Genomic DNA, 21,783 nt, shown 5'->3' with positions numbered 1-21,783 from the left:
CACGTTTTTCGAAGCAATTCGCAAGCCGCGTCAACTAAGGGTTTCTTCATGTACTGTCTACTTTCTTGACATAAGTCCATTGCTCGTACAAAACGCTTCGACCAGAGCGCCGCTGCTGTTATTTTGTACGATTGTTCGTACAAAACGCTGATATAGAGGGCAGGAGATTCTGCGTTGGCGATATGATAGGTGACTTGTTTCGGATTTTTAGGTTATCCAGTGGTTGTATGTACTGGGTAGCCTTTTTCTGTAGCAATTGTTAAACTTCGTTTAACCTATTCTTTTAACCTATTCGTTTAACCTAATAGACAGTTTTCAATAACGTTAGGGAATGTATTTACATCAAATACATCAGTTGAGCGGTAATAAGGAGGCTGTTATGAAGGTTAGATTAAGTGAATACAGCGAGGCTTGGGCCAGACTTTTTCTCGAGGAAGCTAATTTCCTGAAGACCATTTATGGCTATGAGATCGTACGATTTGAGCATTTTGGAAGCACATCGGTTCCTGGCATGAAAGCTAAGCCTGTTATTGATATGATGTGTATAGTAACTAACATCACGACAATTGACGGCTTTAATGACCAAATGCGTTCTCTTGGGTACGATGTTGCAGGAGAATGGGGTATTCCCGGAAGAAGGTTATTACGCAAAGGCGGAGAAAACAGAACTCATCACATTCACTTCTACGAAATGAATAACCCCCAAATCGAACGGCATCTCATATTCAGAGACTATTTAAAAGCGCATCCCGAAGAGGTTTTAAGATACAGTCGCTTTAAGGAGGAATTAACCCGACAGTTTGAACATACATCGCAATATAGCCCAGCCAAAAAGACGTTTGTGACGGAAATGGAGCAGCTTGCTCTTGCCTGGTTTGCAAAGGAATGATGAATTTTGTGATATGCCCCCCCTTTAGCCAGAAGTCATAGCTCCAGATGGGCAGTGCGAATAGTAGCAACGAAATACCAGGCTCAAGTAGAAGAAAAGTCTAAGAATGTTGATATCCAAGCATTCTTAGGCTTTTTCTTTGCGTGTAGCGTATTCGGGGACCAGATTTGCTGGACAGCCCTTCCAATAGGTATAGACCTTCGGCGTGGGTTAACACAGCCCAAATTTGAGAGATGTGAAAAGGCCATTGACAAATTCAACTTTTGATAATAACATAATGATATTAACAAATTGATAATATTAATCATCATCCACTTTTGAAAGAGAGGTCATGTCTATGTTCGGCCTGCGATTTGTAAAGTTTCAGCCAAGCCAATATGTAATGAAGGTGAAAGGCGGCAAAGTTGTGCAGGAAGGGATCGGCTTGTCATTCCTCTATTACGCGCCCGTTACCTCGGTCATGGTGCTCCCTGTTTCCTCCATTGACGCACCGTTTATGTTTGATGAGATGACAGCCGATTACCAGACGGTTACCCTTCAGGGGCAATTGACATACCGGATTGCGGATTATCACAAAACGTCGCAGCATCTGGATTACACCTATCATTTGAACAAAAAAACCTATCTTTCGGATGATCCCGCCAAGCTGTCGCTGCGGGTTATGAATGCCGCCAAGGTGCTGGTCAAAAAACAATTGTCGCAGCTTCAGTTAAGAGAGGCGCTGCAAGCGGGGGAACCGCTGGCGGCAGCAATCAAGCAAGGGCTTCAAAACAATGAAGAGCTTGCCCGTCTTGGCATTGAGGTGCTTGGCGTTTCCATTCTCGCTCTTTTGCCAACCAAGGAGACGCTGCGAGCGCTGGAAGCGGAAGCGCGGGAGGCGATTCTCCGGAACGCCGACGATGCGTTATATGAGCGCCGCAATTCCTCCATTCAGCAGGAGCGGAAAATTAAGGAAAATGAGCTTAGCACGGAAATTGCCATCGAATTAAAAAGAAAGCAAATTCGCGAAACCCAGCTGGATGCCGAACGGCTGGTTATGAAAAAACGAAATGAAATGCAGGAGGAGCAGCTTCAATTTGATACGCTGCTGGAGAAGGAAAAAGGCGCATTAATTGAGCTTTCCGTTGCCAACAAGCAAGCCGAAGCGGATGCCAAGGCGTATGAAATGTCGGCTATCGTCAAAGCGATGCAAGGCATGGAGCCGCATATGCTTCAATCGCTTGCCAACATCGGCATGGAGCCCGGCAAGCTAATCGCCATTGCATTCCAGGAGCTGGCGGAGAAAGCGGACAAAATCGGGCAGCTTACCATTACACCGGATTTGTTGCAGGGATTAATGAACGAAACCGGGGGCAAAATTGCGCATAGATAAGAAGGTTTGTGTATGAACAGAGCGATAAGGGCGGCTGAGAGAGGAAGAACGCTGCAGCAGAGAGCAGCCATGATTCGGAAAAGGTCAGGCAAGCTGCTTGTGAGGAGGGTTGGATATGAACGGAGCATTTTGGGGAAGCGCCTCTGGTGCCAGAGTAGAACAGCAGCGCCAACAAAGTGGTCAACAAAGCCGTCAAGCGATCCGTCAACTTGGCCATCAATTTGACAGCCAGCATGGCCCGCATACAACACCGAGGCATGACGAGCACCGCGAGGAGGCCGATCAGAGGGACAGCAAGCTGGTGCTGATCAAACGCCGCACCCGGCTTGAGGAGCTTGTGGTGCGCTACAATACGGTTTCCCAGGCGCAATTTTACATTACGCAGATGGGTGCGGATTTTAACGATTATTTAAATGAGCACAACACGTACCAGCTTGCGCTTCGGGAAACCATTGCTATTTTGGAGAGACAAGGGAGACTGCAAATCGTGAACAGGGAACACGTGCCCAATTATCTGTTCGGGAAGCGGGATACGGTTATCGCGTTAGGGCAGGACGGCCTGGTAGCGAATACGCTCAAATATTTGCAAGGTCAACGCCTCATTGGAGTCAATCCCGATCCGAGCCGCTGGGACGGGGTGCTGCTTCCGTTTGAGGTGCGGGATCTGCATAAAATAGTGCCGGATACGCTGTGCGGAAAACGAGGCGTCAAGGAGATATCGCTAGCCAAGGCAACGCTGAATGACGGACAAACGCTGTATGCGGTCAATGATTTGTTCATCGGCCGAAAAACGCATGTATCCGCGAGATACCGGATTTATTCGGGCGATCGGGCAGAGCAGCAATCCTCTAGCGGTATTATCGTATCCACGGGAATGGGAGCTACAGGCTGGCTAAAAAGCGTTTTAGCCGGAGCGGAAGGAATAAGCCGTTATGCCTGTGGACACTATGTCTCTGACCTCGATACCTTCCTTAACTCCGCCTCCGGTCAGCATCGGCAGGAGGCGGTGGGGGAGCAGGAGGGTAAGACGGAAGGGGTGGTCATCCCTGCAGAAAATGTGTTGGACAATTTTGGCTGGGATGCAAGCCATCTTTACTTTTCCGTGCGGGAGCCGTTCCCCAGCCGCTCCAGCGGGGCATCGCTTGTATTTGGCGCTATAAATGACCGCAGCCCGCTGCAGGTAGAGTCGCAGATGCCGGAGGACGGCGTTATTTTCAGCGATGGGGTGGAAAGCGATTATTTAGCGTTTAATTCCGGCTTGAAGGCGACGATTGGCCTGGCTGAGAAACATGGAGTGTTGGTGGTTTGACAAGACATGCTACAATAATGGGGATATTTCCAATGCAGGAGAGGAGCAATAGAGCATGTCTGTGGACTCGTCAAAATATCCATCGTTATCCGCCCCGATTTGGTGGGAGCCCGTTGAGTCGGTTTTTTCGCCGGGGATGTGCGGAGATGAACGTCTCGTAAGCAACATAAGCCTGATTCCAACCGTTGGCGAACGCTACGTCATGATGCAATTGGAGGATGGCAAGTGGGAGCTGATCGGTGGCACGCTGGAGCCTGGAGAAGCCTATATGAACGGACTGAAAAGAGAGCTGATGGAGGAAATCGGAGCCGAGCTTGCGGACTTTGAGATTGTTGGCCATTTTAGCTGCCATTCCCGAGCGGAGCAGCCTTATCGGTCCCATATTCCGCATCCCCGCTTTTTCCGGCTAATCGGAACAGGAGAGGTCAAGCTGGTCGCCGCCCCTCTCAATCCGCCCGACGGCGAAAAGGTCGCCCGGGTTGAACTGATGGATATTGACGAAGCGACGGCTCTGTTCCGGTCGCAAGGGCGGCATGATATTGCCGAGCTTTATCAATTTGCCCATGACTGGCGCGTTGTCCAAAATAGATAGCTGATCTAATAGCCATGCTTCCGGCATACATATGCCTAAAAGGGAGCGTGATGAGAAATGGATCAGCACATCAGGCAATATTACCGGCTCAAGCAGAAGCAGAAGGAGCTGGAGGAGCAGCTTGCCGAGCTGCGCGGCCTTATTTTGGAGGAAATGCGGCAGCAGGATGTTCTGGAAATGGAGGAAGGCGGCTACCGGGCCAAAATCGTCGTTCAGGAGCGAAAGGAATACGATAGCGAAAAGCTGTTTGCCGCCTTGCCCGATCTGGAGCTGTGGAGGCTTCTGTCAAAGCCGGATGCCGGCAAAATCGCCGGGCTGCTCAAGTTAAACGTCATTGCAAGCCAGCAGCTGGAAGGCACCTACGAGGCCAAAGAAGTGCGGCTGCTTCAGGTGGAAAGGCAATAAGGCAGACCGGAACGCCGTGTCCTGATATGAAGCCTGCTTCAGACAGAGCAGTAAAAAGCCGTTGCGGCTGCATATAGAGAGGAATGAAAGCAAGCAAGGATGGAACGAAACAACGAATGGATTAGCGAGGACAATCATGCCTGGGATGAGTTAAAGGAGCTGCTGGATGGAGGCAGCAATGCTTGCGTCTGTCTTCCGGCACAGCGTAATGAAGCAGATTTCACTTTGCGCCGTCTTGGTGTAAGCACGGCTTCGTATTTGGGGGCCATAGCTTATGAAACGGGCGGCATTCTTGTGGACTCCGGCTGGGTTTGCCTGCTGGGGGCGGGCGGCGAAGGCATTCAAGGCGGCTTGTTATCCTGGAACGGTCTGAATAACGAGGACGCTGCTGAGCCTGTCCCCGGCATGCTTGTTGTGGCTTATGACGCAGCAGGCGGTTTTTTTGCCATGGATACAGGGAGGTTTGGCGGAAGCGGTCAGATTTACTATTTTGCACCCGATACGATGGAATGGGAAAATACCGAGCTAGCTTATTCAGGCTTTGTCAATTGGCTGGCAAACGGCGACCTCGCCCGATTCTATGAAACCTTCCGCTGGGAAGGCTGGCAGGAGGAAATGACAAAGCTTCAGAGCGGACAAGTTTTCTCTTATTTTCCTCCGCTTTGGTCAAAGGAAGGGGGAGGCGAAAGCAGCAGCAAATCGCCTGTTTCCGTTTTCGATGCCTGGGGCATAGTCTTGAAAGCCTAATACAATACCGGCCCGACAATTAGCAATTAGTTCAACTGAAAGGCTCCCTCAGGGGGCCTTTTTTGCGTTCGCCCAATACAGTGCTATGACAGCACAATAGCGTTCATTACGGCTGGACCGGGTGTTTGCTACACTTAGTTTGCTATAAGGGCGCATGTGCAAGCCTGCTTGACAGCTTGACAGCTTGTGTACATCATTCACTACCTTTTCGCCCTAGAGAAATAAGGAGGAGATAGATAGTATGAGCCGATTAAAAAAAGGGTTTTCGGGCAATAACCCCATCGGTTATTTGTTTGTTGCTCCCAGCATGATCGGGATTGGCCTGTTTTACCTGGTGCCCGCAGTGATGTCCTTTGTCATGATGTTTACCGATTATTCGTTTATGGACAAGGGCGGCCTTCACTTTACGGGTCTCGACAATTTCAACAGATTGATGGAGGATGCTTCGTTTCATAACGCGGTTGGCAAAACGTTTATTTTTTTGATGACCGTTCCAGTGTCCATTTTATTGTCTTTTCCTATCGCTTATGCGCTGAATCAAAGCGTGTATTGGAGCAAGCTGCTTCGGACCTTGTACTTTTTGCCGTATATTATGAACGGCGTTGCTATCGCATTTGTCTGGATGCTGCTGTTTCATCCCGGTCAAGGGCCGATTAACGCGACGCTGCGGCTTATCGGCATAAGCAATCCTCCGGGCTGGATGGCTCAGACGGATACCGCCATTTTTGCCGTCGCCATCATCCATATCTGGATTATGGTGGGGTACAACATGATTATTTATTTGGCGGGGCTGCAGGATGTGCCCAAGGAGCTGGTGGAGGCTTCGCGCATGGATGGAGCAAGGTTCTGGCATACCATCCGGTATGTAACCGTACCGCTGGTTTCGCCGACAACCTTTCTGCTGCTGATTACCGGCTTTATATCCGCGATCAAAACCTTCGGCATCATCCAGGCGACAACAGGCGGAGGACCGGGGGAAAGCACGTCTGTATTGTCTATCTACATTTACAAAACGGCGTTCCGCTATTATGAGATGGGCTACGCCTCGGCGATATCATGGGTGCTGTTTGCTATCGTTATGCTGGTTATGCTGCTGAACTGGATCGGTCAAAAGCGCTGGGTTCATTATTAAACCGGCGGAAACTATAACATTTCTTCAGGAGGTCGCGATGAACACAATAACTGCTGCCGGCGGGACCGGAAGAAGGGAAAAACGGGGCCCTGTTTTGAGAAAATGGGTGCTTACTTTAGTCATGACGGCTTTTGGGCTCATTATGCTGCTCCCGTTCGCCTGGATGATTTCGACATCCTTCAAAACGCCGCTTGAGGTGTTCCGTTTTCCCATTCAATGGATTCCTGACGAAATCGTCTGGAAGCATCATGAGAAGGTGTGGACGGGTCCGGGCAATTTTGTTTCCTATTATGTTAACTCGTTAAAGGTATCCGTTATTTCCACCGTTGGCGCCGTTGCATTTGCCGCGCTGGCGGCTTACGGCTTTTCCCGGGTCAAATTTCGCGGACGCGACGCCATGTTTTTTATTTACCTGTCCATGATGATGGTGCCGCCGCAAATTTTGTTTGTTCCCAAGTTTGTGCTGTTTGACTGGATGGGGATTTACAACAGTCATCTGGCGCTTATTCTTCCCGGCATGTTTACTATTTTTGGCGTGTTCCTGCTAAGACAGTTTTTTATAACCGTTCCGCATGAAATTAGCGAAGCGGCATTTATTGACGGGGCCGGTCATCCCAAAATTTTCTGGCACATTATTTTGCCGTTAGCCAAAGGACCGCTTGCTACGCTCACTATTCTGGATTTCTCCTGGCATTGGAATGACTATGAAAATGCGCTTATTTTTCTAATCGACAAAAATCTCTATACCGTGCCGCTTGGCCTGCAAAACTTCGTGCTGGAAAACTCCGTTGATTACAATGGCATGATGGCAGCCGCCACGGCTGCGATGATTCCGATGATCCTTGTTTTTCTGCTTGGCCAGCGCTTTATTATTGAAGGCATTGCAAACGGTGCGGTCAAAGGATAAAAGCTGACCGGATTAGGGGCTGTCCGAAAAGTCGCATGAAACGAATAGCTATTCAGCAGAGATGACCGGAGGGGAAGGGGTGTCTTGAGGGCGAGTTTTTTTGTCGGCTTTCCCTTGCCGTTTTTCCGGGAGACGTTTTTTAGACTCTTTTCGACAAGAGCCGCGTTTGATATACTGGGCAAAATTGCAGGTGCGGGCAGAGGGGACTGACAGTATACATGTGGAAAAAATGGTGGCCTGGCAGCTTGAAAAACCGGATGGTTGCCGCCTATGTGCTGCTGGTGCTGATTCCGTTTTCAGGCCTTTGCCTGATCGGGTTTAACCAGATCGAGCAGGTGCTTAAGCAAAACCAGATTGCGCAAAACTCGCGGGAGGTTGAAGGCTTTCGCAGCGACTTGCTGGATTTGACGGGTTTGATGACCCGCTCCCTTATTTTGATTAATCAGAATCCCGCATTCGAGCAATATTTGAGCGGCAAGGGCAATGAATCCTACCATGCCGCGCGTAAAGAAATTATCCGCAATCTGGACTCGCTTGCCAATTCGTTTTTTCTGTCTACCCCTTCCGTTTATTTTACGGTAACCGATAAGTCCGGCAATGCCTATTTCAACTATACGCCCCGCCAGGCGATGGATGGCGGTAAGCTGTACCGGGAGATCCTGGAGCTAACCGGCGGCGGAGCGGGAGCCACCTATCGTTGGCAGGAAGCTCCCACTTATGTAGCCAAGGATATTGTTCCCGGCGATACGATGCTGACGATTGATTCCTTGCTTCTTAATGAGCAGAGGGAGCCGTTTGGTTCTGTGCGTATCAGCATGGATCATCAGCGCTGGCTGGCGGCATGGGCGCGCGGAGGAAGCAGGCAGGGCAGCTATCTGGTCGCAAGGACGGACGGGGGTATTGTGTTTCGCAGCGCCGAAGGAACGAATATGCCGGAGCCATTGATCCAGCAGCTGGCAGCGGAATTGAAAGCGCATCCCGACAAAACGGTTCATTATATAAGCGATCAGGAGCAGGTTCTGTATATGGCGAGTTATTTGTCCTCCATGGATTGGATGCTGGTCAAAAAAATATCGCTCCAGCAGGTGTTTGCCGACACGAACAAAATAAAACGAAATGTATTTTTGGGCGTGCTGCTGCTGACCGCCGTTTTTATCGCCGCCACTTTGCTGATCGCCTCCGCCATAACGAAACCGCTGCACAAGCTGCGCAACGTGATGTCCAAGGCGGCGGATAACGAGCTTAAAGTAACGCTTCCCACCGATTCCTACAGCGGTGAGATTTTGCACCTGGTGGATAGCTTTAATGTGATGATCGCAGATATCCAAAGCCTCATTTACCGGCTGAAGGTAGAGGAACGGCAGAAGGAGTCCAGCCGGTTTCAAATTCTCGTTTCCCAGATGGACCCTCATTTTCTGCTGAATACGCTAAATATGATCAAAAGCCAGGCGCTGCGGAACAAGGATGAGGTGACGTTTGAAATTTGCGTCTCGCTGGGGCTGCTGCTGGAGACCAGCCTTAATACGGAGGTGGACCTGGTGCCGCTGGGGCAGGAGCTCAGCTTTACGGAAGCCTACATGCATATTCAGAATACCCGCTTCAGCAACCGCTTCAAGCTGGATATCCGCTATGACGAATCGCTATATTATACGCTGGTGCCCAAGTTCACACTTCAGCCGCTCGTCGAAAATGCGATTATTCACGGCTTCGCCAAGCCCAAGCCGAACGAAACGATAACCATTGCCATCCAGCGCAATGAAAGTCAGCTTTTACTGTCCGTTGCCGATAATGGGCAGGGCGTAGAGGGAGCCCGAAAGGAGTCGCCCTCTATCGCAAGGAAACGCAAAGGCATCGGGCTTGCCAATATCCGGGAGCGGCTGGAGCTGCTGTACAGGGGAGGCGCGTCTCTGGAGCTGCTCGAGCCGCAGGATCATACCGGAACGGTAGTGAAAATAGCTCTGCCCCTTCTCATTTCGGAACCATACCAAAAGGAGGAAAACACTCATGTATAGCGTCTATTTGGTAGAGGATGAGCCGTTTTCGCTGGATATGCTAAAGCATATGGTGCTATGGGAAAAATACGGCTTTGCGCTAAAGGGAGAGTTTGCAAGCGGCGATGAAGCGTACGAAGCGATGGAGCAGGAGCAGGCGGATCTGGTCATTACGGATATTGTGATGCCCGGAATGGACGGCGTGGAGCTGCTGCGCAGAAGCCGGGAGGCCGGCTGGAGCTGCCCGTTTATTATGCTGACCTGCATGTCGGAGTTCCATTACGCCCAGCAGGCGCTGGAGCTAGGTGCGATTGGTTATGTGCTGAAGCTGTCGCTCCGGCCCGAACGTCTGGCTTCCCTGCTGGACAAGGCAAGGGGAGAGTTGGAGCAGCGCGACAAGTGGCGAAGGCTTAACGGCATTGGAGGGGGGGAGGCGCTTGGCGCACCCTCCGCAGCGGAGCGGCTGACAGATCATCCCCAGGTGGACCGGCTTGTGGCCTACATTTCGCAGCATTACGGCGAGGAGCTGTCGCTTGGAAGCCTGGCTAAGCTCGTCAATATGGAGCAGACCTATGTGAGCAATATTTTCAAGAAAAAAACGGGACATACCATTACTAACTTTACGCAAAAGGTGAGGGTGGAGGCGGCGGTGCGGGAGCTGCTTGGAACAACGCTCCCGATTTCGGCTATTTCCCAGCGCTGCGGCTTTGCCAACGATAACTATTTCATTAAAGTATTCAAGCGGTGGACGGGCAAAACGCCAAGCGATTTCCGGAAGTCATAGGCCGGCTTTTCCGAAGATCATAGGCCGGTTTCCGAAAACCATAAGCCAGTTTCCGGAAGTCATAGGCCTTGAATCAAGCAAGCTTAATCCCCAGGCCTAATCCCCAAAAAATGTCCCATTACAACACAAAAGCGTTCATGGGACGATGAATGGCCTGATGGTACGATAGTTACAGGCCGAAGAGAGAAGCGCCTGGCTGGCGAGGCTTGAAGGCTGAAACTGCTAAGAGATGAAGGGGAGGTTTGTCATAATGAAAGCGAAATTAAAATGGGCTCTGCCTGGATTGCTTGCATTAATGGTTTTTGCAAGCGGTTGCGGAAATAGCGGCGGCGGTGCGGAAAGCGGCAATGGCAACGGTAATAGCAACGGAGGGGCAACTGCAACTGCTACAGATGGCGGCGGAGAGGCCGCGGGCAAAACGATTACGCTGAAGTTTTGGGGCGGCGTTCCGGAAGAAGCGGGGCCGCTGGACATGGTCAAGGCATGGAATGATGCCAACGACGATGTAAAGGTGGAATATGTCCGTTTCGTCAATGACGACAGCGGCAATCTGAAGCTGGATACGGCGCTGGTGGCCGGTGAAAATATCGACCTGTACGTTAGCTATGCGAAGTTTATGGTAGAAAAAAGAGTACAGGCGGGCAGCGCTTTAAACCTGAGTCAGCTGGAAGGTTATGACATCGAAGGCAAATTGGGCGAAGCCGTTAAAGCCTGGAAATTCGAGGACGGCTATTACGGCTTGCCGACGGTATCCTCGCAAAGCTTTATTTGGCTGAACAAGGATGCATTGGATGCAGCGGGTCTGCCGCTGCCGGCGCTGGACTGGACGCAAAGCGATCTGGCGGCATACGCCAAACGGCTTAGCCGGGACACAACCTATGGTTACGTGCAGGGGACTAACATGTTCTCCTTCAATATGGACGGCGAGCTGCAAAATGACTTTGTTAAGGACGGCAAGTCCAATCTGGATACGCCGGTAACGCGCGCTTCGCTTGAGGCTTGGCACAAGATGATGCACGAGGACAAAAGCATGCCGACCTACGGCGAGCAGGTTGCGACCAAAATGCCGGTCGACGCCTCCTTCCTGAAGGGCGAAGCGGCGATGTTTGGCGCCGGAAACTGGATTTTCCGCAACGCCAACAATTTGACCGATTATCCGCGTGAATTCAAAATTGCGTTTGCAACCGTTCCGCGTCCGGACGGCGCTCGCAGCGATTTCCGCATGGAAGGCGGCCTCAGCGATGTTGTTTCCATCAATCCCAAATCCGCTTATAAGGACGAGGCATGGAAGTTTCTGCAATGGTATGCCGACGAAGGCGTCACATACCTTAGCAAAGGCGGCAGAATTCCTGCATCCGGCCAGGTGGACAATAGCGTAACAATGGTGAAGCTGGTGGAAGGCAATGAACAATTGTATGATCTGGATTCCCTCAAAAACGTCCTGTTCGGAAATCAGGAAACCTACATTAACACCGTTCCGGTTCAATTAAACGATCTGCGCGCGGAGGAAATGGAAAACTACTTCCTTAACTCCCGCAGTCTGGATCAAACGATGGAAAACATCGTTAAGCGCCATAATGATCTGATCAAGCGGAACGGCTAAACGATAGGATTACGGAGACATAGGGTTCAACAGAAATAAGTCAAACCGACCGCCTCAAGGGTGTTAGAAACAAATCAAATCGGGATTAATTAAACCGCAAGCGCATCGGCGCTTGCGGTTTTTTTCGTTAACGCTTTGTGCGGCTGTGACAAATCATGAAAGCATTATGACTTTAATAATTTGGATTATTTACTTTTGGGTGTGCGGAATATCACTTAAAAAGACTCGCCAGATTTCTATAATGAAAACATCGAAAGGAGATGTTGAGATGGAAGCAGTTGATCTGGCCAGGCTGCAATTCGGCGTTACGACCATTTATCACTTTTTGTTCGTGCCGCTCTCGATTGGACTGGCGTATTTAATCGCGTTTATGCAAACGATGTATGTCATCCGGGACGACGAGAAGTACAAGCAAATGGCGAAGTTCTGGGGCAAAATCTTTTTGCTCAATTTTGCCGTAGGGGTTGTAACCGGTATTATGCAGGAGTTCCAGTTCGGCATGAACTGGGCGGATTATTCCCGCTTTGTAGGCGCTGTGTTCGGAGGGCCGCTTGCGGTCGAAGCGCTTGTATCCTTTTTTCTGGAGTCCACCTTCCTCGGCATCTGGATTTTTGGCTGGGACCGCTTGTCCAAGAAGGTGCATTTGGCGTGCATCTGGCTTGTCGCCATTGCGGCTACGCTGTCCGCGCTCTGGATTTTGAGCGCCAACGCCTTTATGCAGGAGCCTGTGGGCTTTGAAATTGTTAACGGCCGGGCCGAAATGACCGACTTTTTTGCGCTGTTGGGCAACAAGCAGCTATGGGTGGAGTTCCCGCATGTCATTTTCGGGGCGCTTGCGACCGGAGCTTTTTTTATGACAGGCATCAGCGCGTACAAAATCGTGCGCAAGCAGCAGCTGAACATTTTTCGCCCTTCCTTTAACATCGCTATTGCGGTGGCATTGGTATCCAGCTTGCTCACAGCCTTTGCAGGTCATGATCAGGCGCAGCATCTGATGACCTCGCAGCCCATGAAAATGGCCGCATCCGAAGGCTTGTGGCATACAAGCGGGGAAAGCGCCCCATGGACGGTTATTGCTTCAATTGACCCCGAAAAGCAGGAAAACTCCTTCCAGCTTGAAGTGCCTTACCTGCTCAGCGTATTGTCCTACAACAAGCTGACCGGAAGCGTACCGGGCATGCTGGAGCTGCAGGACCAATATGTTCAGCAATACGGAGAAGGAAACTACATTCCGCCCGTTCGCACGACCTTCTGGAGCTTCAGAATTATGGTTGGAGCGGGAATGCTGATGATTTTGCTTGGCATCCTGGGCGTCTATAAGGCGATTCGGGGCCGGGTGGAAGGCTCAACCCGTTATCTGAGGTGGATGCTGCCTGCTATTGCGCTGCCGTTTATCGCCAACACGTCGGGCTGGATTATGACCGAGGTTGGACGTCAGCCATGGATTGTATTTGGTCTTCAGCATACGGAAGAAGGCGTTTCGCCGCTTGTGTCCAGCGGGATGGTAGCTACAACGCTGATTGGCTTTACCGTCGTTTACGGCCTGGTTGCCGCCGCCTTTATTTATCTGGTCGTGCGGACGGTCCGCGAAGGCGCCGATGTCGATGCGAAGCATCATGTCGGGGGCAAGGCAGCGAACAATGCCCCGCCTGCCGCTCTGCTGTAGGGCTGCAAGCTTGGCTTGCAATGAATTATTTAAGAAAGCGAGGCGGATGAAGGGATGCTGGAAACCGTTTGGTTTATTTTGATTACCGTATTGTTTATCGGATTTTTTTTCCTGGAGGGCTTTGACTTCGGGGTTGGCATGCTGACGCCCATTCTGGGCAAAAGCGACACCGAACGCCGGGTGCTGATTAACACGATTGGCCCTTTCTGGGACGGCAACGAGGTATGGCTGATTACGGCGGGAGGAGCTATGTTTGCGGCTTTTCCAAACTGGTACGCCACCTTGTTCAGCGGCTTCTACATGGCGCTTTTTCTAATGCTGCTGGCGCTGATCGGGCGCGGAGTCGCCTTTGAATTCCGCAGCAAGCTGGAAAATCCGAAGTGGCGCTCCATGTGGGACTGGATTATTAGCATCGGAAGCTTTCTCCCCGCGCTGCTGTGGGGCGTGGCGCTAGCCAATCTGATGCGGGGCGTGCCCATTGATGAAAACATGAACTATGTCGGCTCGTTCTGGGATTTGCTGTCGCCGTATTCTGTTGTGGGGGGAGCCAGCATGGTTATGCTGTTCCTGCTGCATGGCGCATTGTTCCTGTCGCTCAAGACGGAGGGCGACCTGCGTCTGAAGGCGCGCGGCGTTGCGCAAAAAATCGGCGCCTGGACGAGCGCTGTTTTGCTGCTGTTTGTTGTGCTCAGTTATTTTGAAACGGATATGTTTGCGTCCAGAGGCATTAGTCCCGGCATGGTTCCGATATTGGCGGGAATGGCTTTGCTGTCCGTTCATTTCTTTATTAAGGCCAATCGCGACGGCTGGGCGTTTATTATGACGGGAGCTACCATAGTTCTGTCCACCATTACCGTGTTTTCGCTCATGTTCCCGAATGTGATGATTTCCACGCTTAACCCTGACTGGTCGCTAACCATCTACAATGCGGCATCCAACACGTATACGCTGAAGGTGATGACGATTGTGGCCGTTTCGACGATTCCGCTGGTGCTGGCGTATCAGATTTGGACCTACTGGGTTTTCCGCAAACGAGTAAGCGCAAGCGATCATCTGGATTATTAAGGTCCGTATAAGGCGTTTTGATTACGTATATTAAGGGGTTGGGCACATGTTCAAGGGATTGTTCAAGCGGATACAAGGCGCGCGCAAGCTGTTTGCGGCTAGCGTGCTGCTGGGCTCGGCGGGCGGCTTGCTGCTGATTGCGCAAGCCATCTATATGGCCCGGGCCGTTGACGGGGCCTTTCTTGGCGGGCTTGATCTGGCGGCGCTGCTGCCGGTCCTTTATGTGCTGCTGGGCGTCATTGCGCTGCGCTCGCTCCTGCATTCCGCGGCAGATTACACCTCTGCCCGGATGGCTCAACGGATCAAAGGAGAGCTCAGGCTGCGCTTGATCGCCAAGCTTGCGGAGCTTGGGCCGGAATACGCCAAAGGCGAACGAAGCGGCGAATTGATCGGCACCGCCTACGAAGGCGTGGAGCATCTGGAGAACTATCTGGCCAAATATTTGCCCCAGGTGGCGATTTCCGCCTTTATTCCCGCTGCCGTGCTGGTTGTGACGGCGGGCACGGACTTGTTGTCCGCGGCCGTATTTGCAGCGACGATGCCGCTGCTTGTTCTGTTCATGATTTTGATCGGCAAAGCCGCCAAGTCCAAAACCGACAAGCAATTCCAGCTGCTGGGCAGGCTTGGCGGCCATTTTCACGAAATATTGCGCGGTTTGCCTACGCTGGCAATCTTTAACCGCAGCAAGGCGCAAATCGGCATTATTGCGCGCATCGGCGAGGAGCACCGCCGTTCCACGATGGCAACGCTGCGGCTGGCCTTTATGTCGGCGTTTGTTATGGAGCTGTTTGCTTCGCTCAGCACGGCGGTGGTTGCCGTTTTCCTGGGCTTGCGGCTCGTTGATGGCGAAATCGGCTTTCAGCATGCCTTTTTGGTGCTGCTGCTGGCGCCTGAGTTTTATACGCCGATCCGAACGTTGGGCACCCAGTTTCATTCCGGTCAAAATGGAATGAGCGCTATCTCCCGCATTTTCGATATTCTGGAGGCTGAGCCGCCGGGGTGGGCCGAGCGGGAGGGGGCGTTGAAGCCGCAGGCTTCCGTAAACGGATTTCACATTGTTTTTGAGAATGTGACGGTGCAACGGCAAGGAGAGGAGCATCCTGCGCTTGACGGCATTTCGTTTGAGCTGGAGCCCGGCAAAAGGGTGGCGCTGGCAGGGCCTAGCGGAGCGGGCAAAAGCACGATCCTTCAATTGCTGCAAGGCTTTCTCAAGCCAACCTCGGGCCGGATTTTAATTGATGGCATTGATATGGCGGAGCTGTCCATGGAGAGCTGGCGAAGCCGGCTTTCCGTCCTGCCCCAAAAGCCGCATCTGTTTCACGGCACAGTGGGAGACAATATCCGGCTTGGCCAACCCGGCGCCCGAGATGAGGAGGTCCGCGCAGCGGCAAAAGCGGCGCAGGCGGACGGATTTATCGGGGCATTGCCGCAGGGGTACGATACCGTGCTGGGTGAAAGCGCCCCTCTGTCCGGCGGGCAGGTCCAGCGGCTCGCGCTGGCTCGCGCGCTCCTGCGGGAAATGCCGCTTGTGCTGCTTGACGAGCCGACGGCTGCCATTGACATAGGCAATGAAGCCGCGTTAATGAAGGGTTTGAAGGGCGCGCTGCAGGGACGCATGTCCATAACGGCCGCTCATCGCCTTCATACGATTCACGACGCCGACCGGATTATAGTTGTTGCGGGCGGCCAGGTGGTTGAGGATGGCTCTCCAGAGGCTCTGATGGAGGCGGGAGGCTTGTACGCCAGCATGTATAAGGCATCCGGAAGTATGGGTCATGCTCTGGAGACGGGGGCAGGCAGTCAGGCCGACGCGGAGCAGGACAGTCATGCTCAGCCAGAGCGGTATAAAGACGCGCTGATCCAGCAGCAAAGGCTTGTTGAGCAGGGCGTAACTGAGGCGCAGCAGCTATATGAGCGGGGCGTTTCTGATATTGCCGTCGAACGAGGTATCGCAGCAGAAGCCCTCTCTGCACACAAGGGTGGAGGCTCCAGCCATAAAGCAACGGGACAAACAGAGCGCCACGGCGGCCGCTTTGCCGTCCTGCTCAGGCTGCTCCGGTTTGTCGCTCCATACAAATGGAGGATGCTGATTGCCGTATTGATCGGGTTTGCAACAGTTGCGGCAAATGCCGGCTTAATGGGCGTTTCGGGTTATTTGATTGCAAAAGCAGCCCTCCGGCCGGAAAATATATTGCTTCTGTACGTGCCGATCGTTGGCGTTCGTTTCTTCGGCATTGCCCGCGGCGTTTTTCGCTATTCGGAGCGGCTTGTTGCCCATGATCTCACGTTTCGGATATTGAAGGAATTGCGGACCTGGCTTTACAAAAGGCTGGAGCCGCAAGGGGTAAGACTGCTGGAGCGCAAACGCAGCGGCGATCTGTTAAGCTCTGTGATCAGCGACGTGGAGCAAATGCAAAACCTGTATTTACGCGTCATTGCGCCTCCTGTCGTGGCAGTGCTTGCGACTGTGCTTGGCTATTTCATTATGGTGCGAGAGCATGCTTCCCTTGCTTTTGCGCTGGTGGGTATGCTGCTTCTGTCGGGGCTGGCTGTGCCGTGGCTAGGCCATATCCTTGGCAAGAGGGGGGCGAGCAGCTTTGTAAAAGACCGCTCTGCACTATATGACGAAACCTCCGATATGCTGGGCGGGCTGGAGGCCTTGTCCTTGTTTGGCAGAACGGCCGACAGCCAGGAGCGTATCAGCCATATTCAAGGAAAGCTGGATCGTTATCAAAAGACACAACATATGATTACGGCTTTGACAGGCGGCGTTATGTCCGGCCTTGCCAATCTGACGATGTGGCTGCTGCTTCTGATGCTTATTCCTCTGACGGCCTCCGGCCAAATTCAGGGTTATATGATTCCTGCGCTGATGCTGGCGGGTTTCGCCTGCTTCGAGTCGCTCCTGCCGCTGCCGCAAGCTTTCCAGCATTATTCGCAAACGATGGCTGCGGGCGGCAGGTTGCTGAAGCTGGCAGATGAGTCGGGCCAGCGGGAACAGGAAGAGAAGGAGATGGCGCGAGGGGAAATGGAGGCTGGGAAGGAGACGAAAAAGGCAGATATGCAGCAGCAGGAGCATTCATCCCACATGACGGAGATGCACTGGAAGCTGGAAATCAGCCGGCTTTCTTTCCGTTACAGCGCTGCCGGGTCCGATGCGCTTCATGAACTATCCTTGACGCTGGAAAAAGGAAAACGGCTCGCCATCGTGGGCGAAAGCGGCGCGGGGAAAAGCACGTTGCTGCAGCTTTTGCTCAAGCTAAGACCGCTTGAGCAGGGCAGCGTCAATATAAATGGAAAATCGCTTCAAGCGATGACCGAAGCCGAGGCTCGCTCACAATTTGCGGTCGTATCGCAAAACGTGCAATTGTTTAATGCTTCGGTCGCTGATAATTTGCGGCTGGGGCGGTCTGGCGCTACGGATGCGGAGCTGATGGAAGCGGCGCGCAGCGCGTTAATCGACGAAACGATACAGAAGCTGCCGCAGGGCTATAACACGGTAATCGGAGAGTGGGGAGCCAAGCTTTCCGGCGGCGAGCGCCAGCGGCTTGCTTTGGCCCGCGCGCTTGTCTGCAATGCGCCGGCGCTGCTGTTTGACGAGCCGGGAACGGGTCTGGACGCATTAACGGAGCAGGCGTTTGCAAGCCAGATGAGCAGCCTGTATGCCGACAAGGCTATTTTATGGATTACGCATAAGCTGGCAGGTCTTGAGTCTATGGATGAAATCCTGGTACTGCATGAAGGAATCATTTGCGAGCGGGGAACCCATGATCAGCTGCTCGCCCAAAAGGGCAGATATTGGCGGATGTGGGTTTTGCAGCAGCAGGAGGCCTGGGACCGATATTTGGCATAGCGGCGAAATGAGGCGGCCTTGCAAGAGGGAGCAGGATATCCTTTGTTGCAAATACGGAGCAAGGAAGCTACAATGAGAATGCAACAAAAATGATTAAACATGAAACCCAGTAAAAGTGAAAGGTGGTATCCCAATCGACATGGAGCATTTGCTTGCAATCCAATCCCTATAATAATAGGAATAAGGAATGCAGACGCTGCCTCGCGGGCAGCGGCAACGGGAGGAGTCTGTCCGCCTGGTTGTATAGCAAGCTCATGTTGGAAAGCTTGACGGGATATCGCCATTAGTGCGTCTATATCCGTTTTTTCCGCTGCGAGTGCGTCTGCATTCGCAGCTTTTTTGTGTATAAGCGAAAGTTGAAAATGCCTTTTATAGGGATGCCGCACTGTCGTTTCGATAAACGAAGGAGGTAATCTCATGACTATGATATCTTTTCAGCAAATGACAAAAATGTATGGTGACCATATAATCTTGAAGCAAGCGTCCTTTGAGCTGGCAAAAGGCAAAAGAGCTGCTCTTGTCGGCGCTAACGGCTCGGGGAAATCGACGATTTTGAAGCTTATTATGGGTCTTGAAGAAGCGGATCACGGAGATATTGAGCTCGCTAGCGGCATAAGGGTTGGGTATTTACCGCAAACCTTGTCCATTGAAGGAACGGTGACGATAGCCCGTTACATTGGGGATGCGCAGCGTAAACTGGTGGAGCTGCAGCATCGTTTGGAGGAGTTGACGGCTGGGCTAGCAAAGGCGGAAGGACGTGAATTGGATGCGCTCATGGCTGAATATGGCATAGCGGAGAGCCGGTTTCAGCAGCGCGGGGGCTATGATCTGGACTATAGGACCCGGCTTGTCATGGAGGGGCTGGGCCTCGGCCATCTGGATGAGAACCGCCCTCTGGCTACGTTATCCGGAGGACAGCAAACCCGGGTTGGGCTCGCGGCGCTGCTGATCGAAACGCCGGACTTGCTGCTTCTGGACGAGCCAACCAATCATTTGGACGAAGGCGCGTTGACCTGGCTGGAGTCTTATTTGTTGGACTACCCCGGCACTGTGCTGATGTCTTCCCATGACCGGCAATTTATGAACCGCTGTGTTAACGTCATTATTGAGGTGGATGAGTATAGGGCAGCTTGCCGAACGTACCCCGGAGATTATGATCATTACAAGCGCTGCAAGGCCAAGGAGCTCCTTCAATGGGAGGAGAGCTATCGTCAGCAGCAGGAGGAGATTGCAAGGCTGAAGGAACGGATGAACGAATCGGGGCGACAGGTTGGTCATAACCGGCCGGCCAGAGACAGGGATAAGTTTATTCCCCATTTTTTCAAGGGACGCGTACAAAACGCAATTTCCAGAAATGTGCGGAATGCCGAGGTCAAGCTGGAGCAGCTTATGGCCCGGGAGGTTGAGAAGCCGCCGCAGCCGCTGGTTTTTCAGCTCGATTTTGAACCTGACGATCAGGACGGGGAGATCGCGCTGTCGGTTGTGGGGGCAGGCAAAGGTTATTCTGAACAGCCGGATTTGCTTCAGGAGATAGAGCTGACGGTAAAAGCGGGCTCAAGATTGCTTATTACAGGCCCCAACGGCTCCGGCAAATCGACGCTGCTTGATCTTCTGGCTGGTGTTACGAAGCCGGATACCGGAGTTGTATCGGTTGGCGAGGGCGTCTCCATCGGTTATTTGGAGCAGGGAGCAAGGGCTATTTCGTTACCGGGAATAGCTGGAGCTGATTTTGCCAAAAAGCTGACACTGCTTGACGCCTACCGGCTGGACCGCATCGGCTACGAGGAGGACTTCCGCTCGGAGCTGCTTGCAACAAGACTGTTTCAGGCCCAAGAGCTGGAGAAAAAGCTTGCCATTCTAAGTCCGGGCCAGCTCCGAAAGCTGCAGCTGGCCCGTTTAATTGTCTCGCGAGCCAATCTTCTGCTGCTTGACGAGCCAACTAATCATTTAAGTCCTGATCTGATGGAGCAGCTGGAGAGGGCGTTAGAGCTTTTTCCCGGAACCGTCATCGCCGTGTCGCATGACCGCAGGTTCCAGGAGGCGTTTAAGGGCGAGACATTTCGTCTGCATCGAGGGAGGCTGATCAAGTCCGTTTAGCGGTTATTTTGAAAATCATTAAGCGAAATAGAAAAATAAGACTTTTTTCCTAAAACTCTCTTTATGCGTCAATACAAGCAAAAGACCGGGAAAATGACTGTAAGATCGGGCCTCCCGGTGTTTTGGGAATAATTATAAATGAACTTTTTTATAATGCTTTATTCCCATGATTTAAGGGAATATATGGGATGTAAATCATGGATTTAGGCCATGTGATGCTGGAGCAATGCGGAAAATTATGCTATATTCTTCGTTGTTGCTTGAAAATAAAGAGGAGTGTGGAAAAATTGATCATCAAAAAGATGAAGCAATCAGGGGCAGCTACTATGCTGCTGCTTGCCTTGACGATTGTATTGGCGGCATGCGGCGGAGGAACAAAGGAAGCGGCGCCTAGCGCTTCACCAACTGAAGAGGTTTCCGGAGGCGCGGCAAGCCCAAGCCCTGAGAGCGAGCCGGCAACAAACGAAGAGACGCAAGAGAAAGAGGAAGGCAGCGTTTCGGAAGCCGACAAGGAGCTGTTTAAAAAGATTCTCAGCAGCGCCTCCAGCCTGGACAGCTTTGCCGCAACCATCGTTGCGGATCAAAAAATGGATATGGCCGGACAAGCCGTCAATACCGTAACGTCGATGACTATGGAAGCGGTAATGAAGCCGGAATTGTCCTTCTATCAGACTACAGAGGTTGAAATGGGCGGCCAAAAGCAAAGCTTTGAATCTTATATGACGCCTGAAGGTTTTTATATGCAAGACCCGACAACTGGCGGCTGGTTTAAATTCCCGCAGGAATTGGCCGGCGAAATGATGAAAGGCGCAACTAGCGAATCCATGGACCCTTCCCATCAATTGGAGCAGCTTGCTGACTATCTCGACAAGCTGAAGATTGAAGAAAAGGATGACAAATATGTCATTCAATTGAAAGCAAGCGGCGAAGGCTTTAACGACTTGATCTCGGGCAATCTGGAGGCTGCTGGAATGTCTGGCGCCGACATTCAAATCAAGGATATGGAGTATTATTTTGAAATTGATAAAGCCAATTATTATCCGACAATAGTAAAGGTATATACGGATATGGTCATTGGCGCTGGAGACCAGAAGACGGCAATGATTCAAAATTTGACGACTACTTATTCAAAGCATAATGAAATTAAAGGAATCAAGGTTCCGGAAGAAGCGCTTAACGCGTCTTCCATGGACGGTCTATAAGACCTGCCCTGATCTGCTCGGCAATGCAATCGCCCTCGTCTGTTGCAAGACGTTGGCGATTGTTTTTTGTATTTATCAGAAGAAAAAGCATTCCGTTCTTCAGCAGAATGGATTATCATAATACAAGAGCAGTGAAAATAAAAATGTAATCGGTTTCATCGATTATGTT

16 protein-coding genes are annotated in these 21,783 nt (G+C 51.8%); all 16 read left to right on the top strand.

Annotation, left to right across the window (positions count from 1 at the left end):
* Positions 1 to 379: 379 nt before the first annotated feature.
* The 16 genes from A7K91_RS20840 to A7K91_RS20765 all read left to right on the top strand — a co-directional run bounded on the left by A7K91_RS20840 (position 380) and on the right by A7K91_RS20765 (position 21,614).
* A complete protein-coding gene (locus A7K91_RS20840; RefSeq protein WP_068686345.1) occupies positions 380 to 889 on the top strand; it encodes a GrpB family protein in 510 nt (169 codons plus the stop codon).
* A gap of 337 nt (positions 890 to 1,226) precedes the next feature.
* Complete coding sequence (locus A7K91_RS20835; protein ID WP_068686343.1) at positions 1,227 to 2,261, top strand: SPFH domain-containing protein; 1,035 nt, start codon at positions 1,227 to 1,229, stop codon at positions 2,259 to 2,261.
* Positions 2,262 to 2,376: 115 nt separating this feature from the next.
* Positions 2,377 to 3,570, top strand: a complete 1,194-nt coding sequence (locus tag A7K91_RS20830; RefSeq protein ID WP_245697728.1) for a diacylglycerol kinase catalytic domain-containing protein — start codon at positions 2,377 to 2,379, stop codon at positions 3,568 to 3,570.
* Positions 3,571 to 3,625: 55 nt separating this feature from the next.
* Entirely contained in the window at positions 3,626 to 4,162 is a 537-nt protein-coding gene (locus A7K91_RS20825) for an NUDIX hydrolase (protein ID WP_068686342.1), read from the top strand.
* A 57-nt stretch (positions 4,163 to 4,219) separates the two neighbouring features.
* A complete protein-coding gene (locus A7K91_RS20820) occupies positions 4,220 to 4,567 on the top strand; it encodes a hypothetical protein (RefSeq protein ID WP_068686340.1) in 348 nt (115 codons plus the stop codon).
* Between the two features lie 99 nt (positions 4,568 to 4,666).
* Positions 4,667 to 5,314, top strand: a complete 648-nt coding sequence (locus A7K91_RS20815) for a DUF2625 family protein (RefSeq protein WP_068686338.1) — start codon at positions 4,667 to 4,669, stop codon at positions 5,312 to 5,314.
* Between the two features lie 241 nt (positions 5,315 to 5,555).
* Positions 5,556 to 6,446 (top strand): carbohydrate ABC transporter permease, encoded by an 891-nt coding sequence (locus A7K91_RS20810; RefSeq protein WP_068686337.1) that lies wholly within the window; start codon positions 5,556 to 5,558, stop codon positions 6,444 to 6,446.
* 37 nt (positions 6,447 to 6,483) lie between these two features.
* On the top strand, positions 6,484 to 7,353 hold the full coding sequence (locus A7K91_RS20805) for a carbohydrate ABC transporter permease (RefSeq protein ID WP_082967639.1): 870 nt from the start codon (positions 6,484 to 6,486) through the stop codon (positions 7,351 to 7,353).
* Between the two features lie 218 nt (positions 7,354 to 7,571).
* Positions 7,572 to 9,365: a sensor histidine kinase gene (locus tag A7K91_RS20800; protein ID WP_068686335.1), complete on the top strand. Its 1,794-nt coding sequence runs from the start codon at positions 7,572 to 7,574 to the stop codon at positions 9,363 to 9,365.
* On the top strand, positions 9,358 to 10,128 hold the full coding sequence (locus tag A7K91_RS20795) for a response regulator (protein WP_068686333.1): 771 nt from the start codon (positions 9,358 to 9,360) through the stop codon (positions 10,126 to 10,128). Before A7K91_RS20800 ends, A7K91_RS20795 begins: the two co-directional genes overlap by 8 nt.
* A gap of 250 nt (positions 10,129 to 10,378) precedes the next feature.
* Complete coding sequence (locus tag A7K91_RS20790) at positions 10,379 to 11,731, top strand: ABC transporter substrate-binding protein (RefSeq protein ID WP_068686331.1); 1,353 nt, start codon at positions 10,379 to 10,381, stop codon at positions 11,729 to 11,731.
* Positions 11,732 to 11,999: 268 nt separating this feature from the next.
* Positions 12,000 to 13,397, top strand: a complete 1,398-nt coding sequence (locus tag A7K91_RS20785; protein ID WP_068686329.1) for a cytochrome ubiquinol oxidase subunit I — start codon at positions 12,000 to 12,002, stop codon at positions 13,395 to 13,397.
* A gap of 54 nt (positions 13,398 to 13,451) precedes the next feature.
* A complete protein-coding gene (cydB, locus tag A7K91_RS20780) occupies positions 13,452 to 14,462 on the top strand; it encodes a cytochrome d ubiquinol oxidase subunit II (protein WP_068686326.1) in 1,011 nt (336 codons plus the stop codon).
* 46 nt (positions 14,463 to 14,508) lie between these two features.
* Entirely contained in the window at positions 14,509 to 18,315 is a 3,807-nt protein-coding gene (gene cydD / locus A7K91_RS20775) for a thiol reductant ABC exporter subunit CydD (RefSeq protein WP_068686324.1), read from the top strand.
* Positions 18,316 to 18,732: 417 nt separating this feature from the next.
* Entirely contained in the window at positions 18,733 to 20,412 is a 1,680-nt protein-coding gene (gene abc-f / locus A7K91_RS20770) for a ribosomal protection-like ABC-F family protein (RefSeq protein WP_068686322.1), read from the top strand.
* A gap of 287 nt (positions 20,413 to 20,699) precedes the next feature.
* The gene (locus A7K91_RS20765) at positions 20,700 to 21,614 is read left to right on the top strand and encodes a DUF6612 family protein (protein ID WP_156739728.1); all 915 of its coding nucleotides are present in this window, start codon (positions 20,700 to 20,702) and stop codon (positions 21,612 to 21,614) included.
* The last annotated feature ends 169 nt before the right edge of the window (positions 21,615 to 21,783 follow it).

It is taken from the genome of Paenibacillus oryzae, from assembly GCF_001675045.1.
Classification (GTDB): Bacteria; Bacillota; Bacilli; order Paenibacillales; family Paenibacillaceae; genus Pristimantibacillus; species Pristimantibacillus oryzae.
This window is presented reverse-complemented; position numbering and strand designations above follow the sequence as displayed.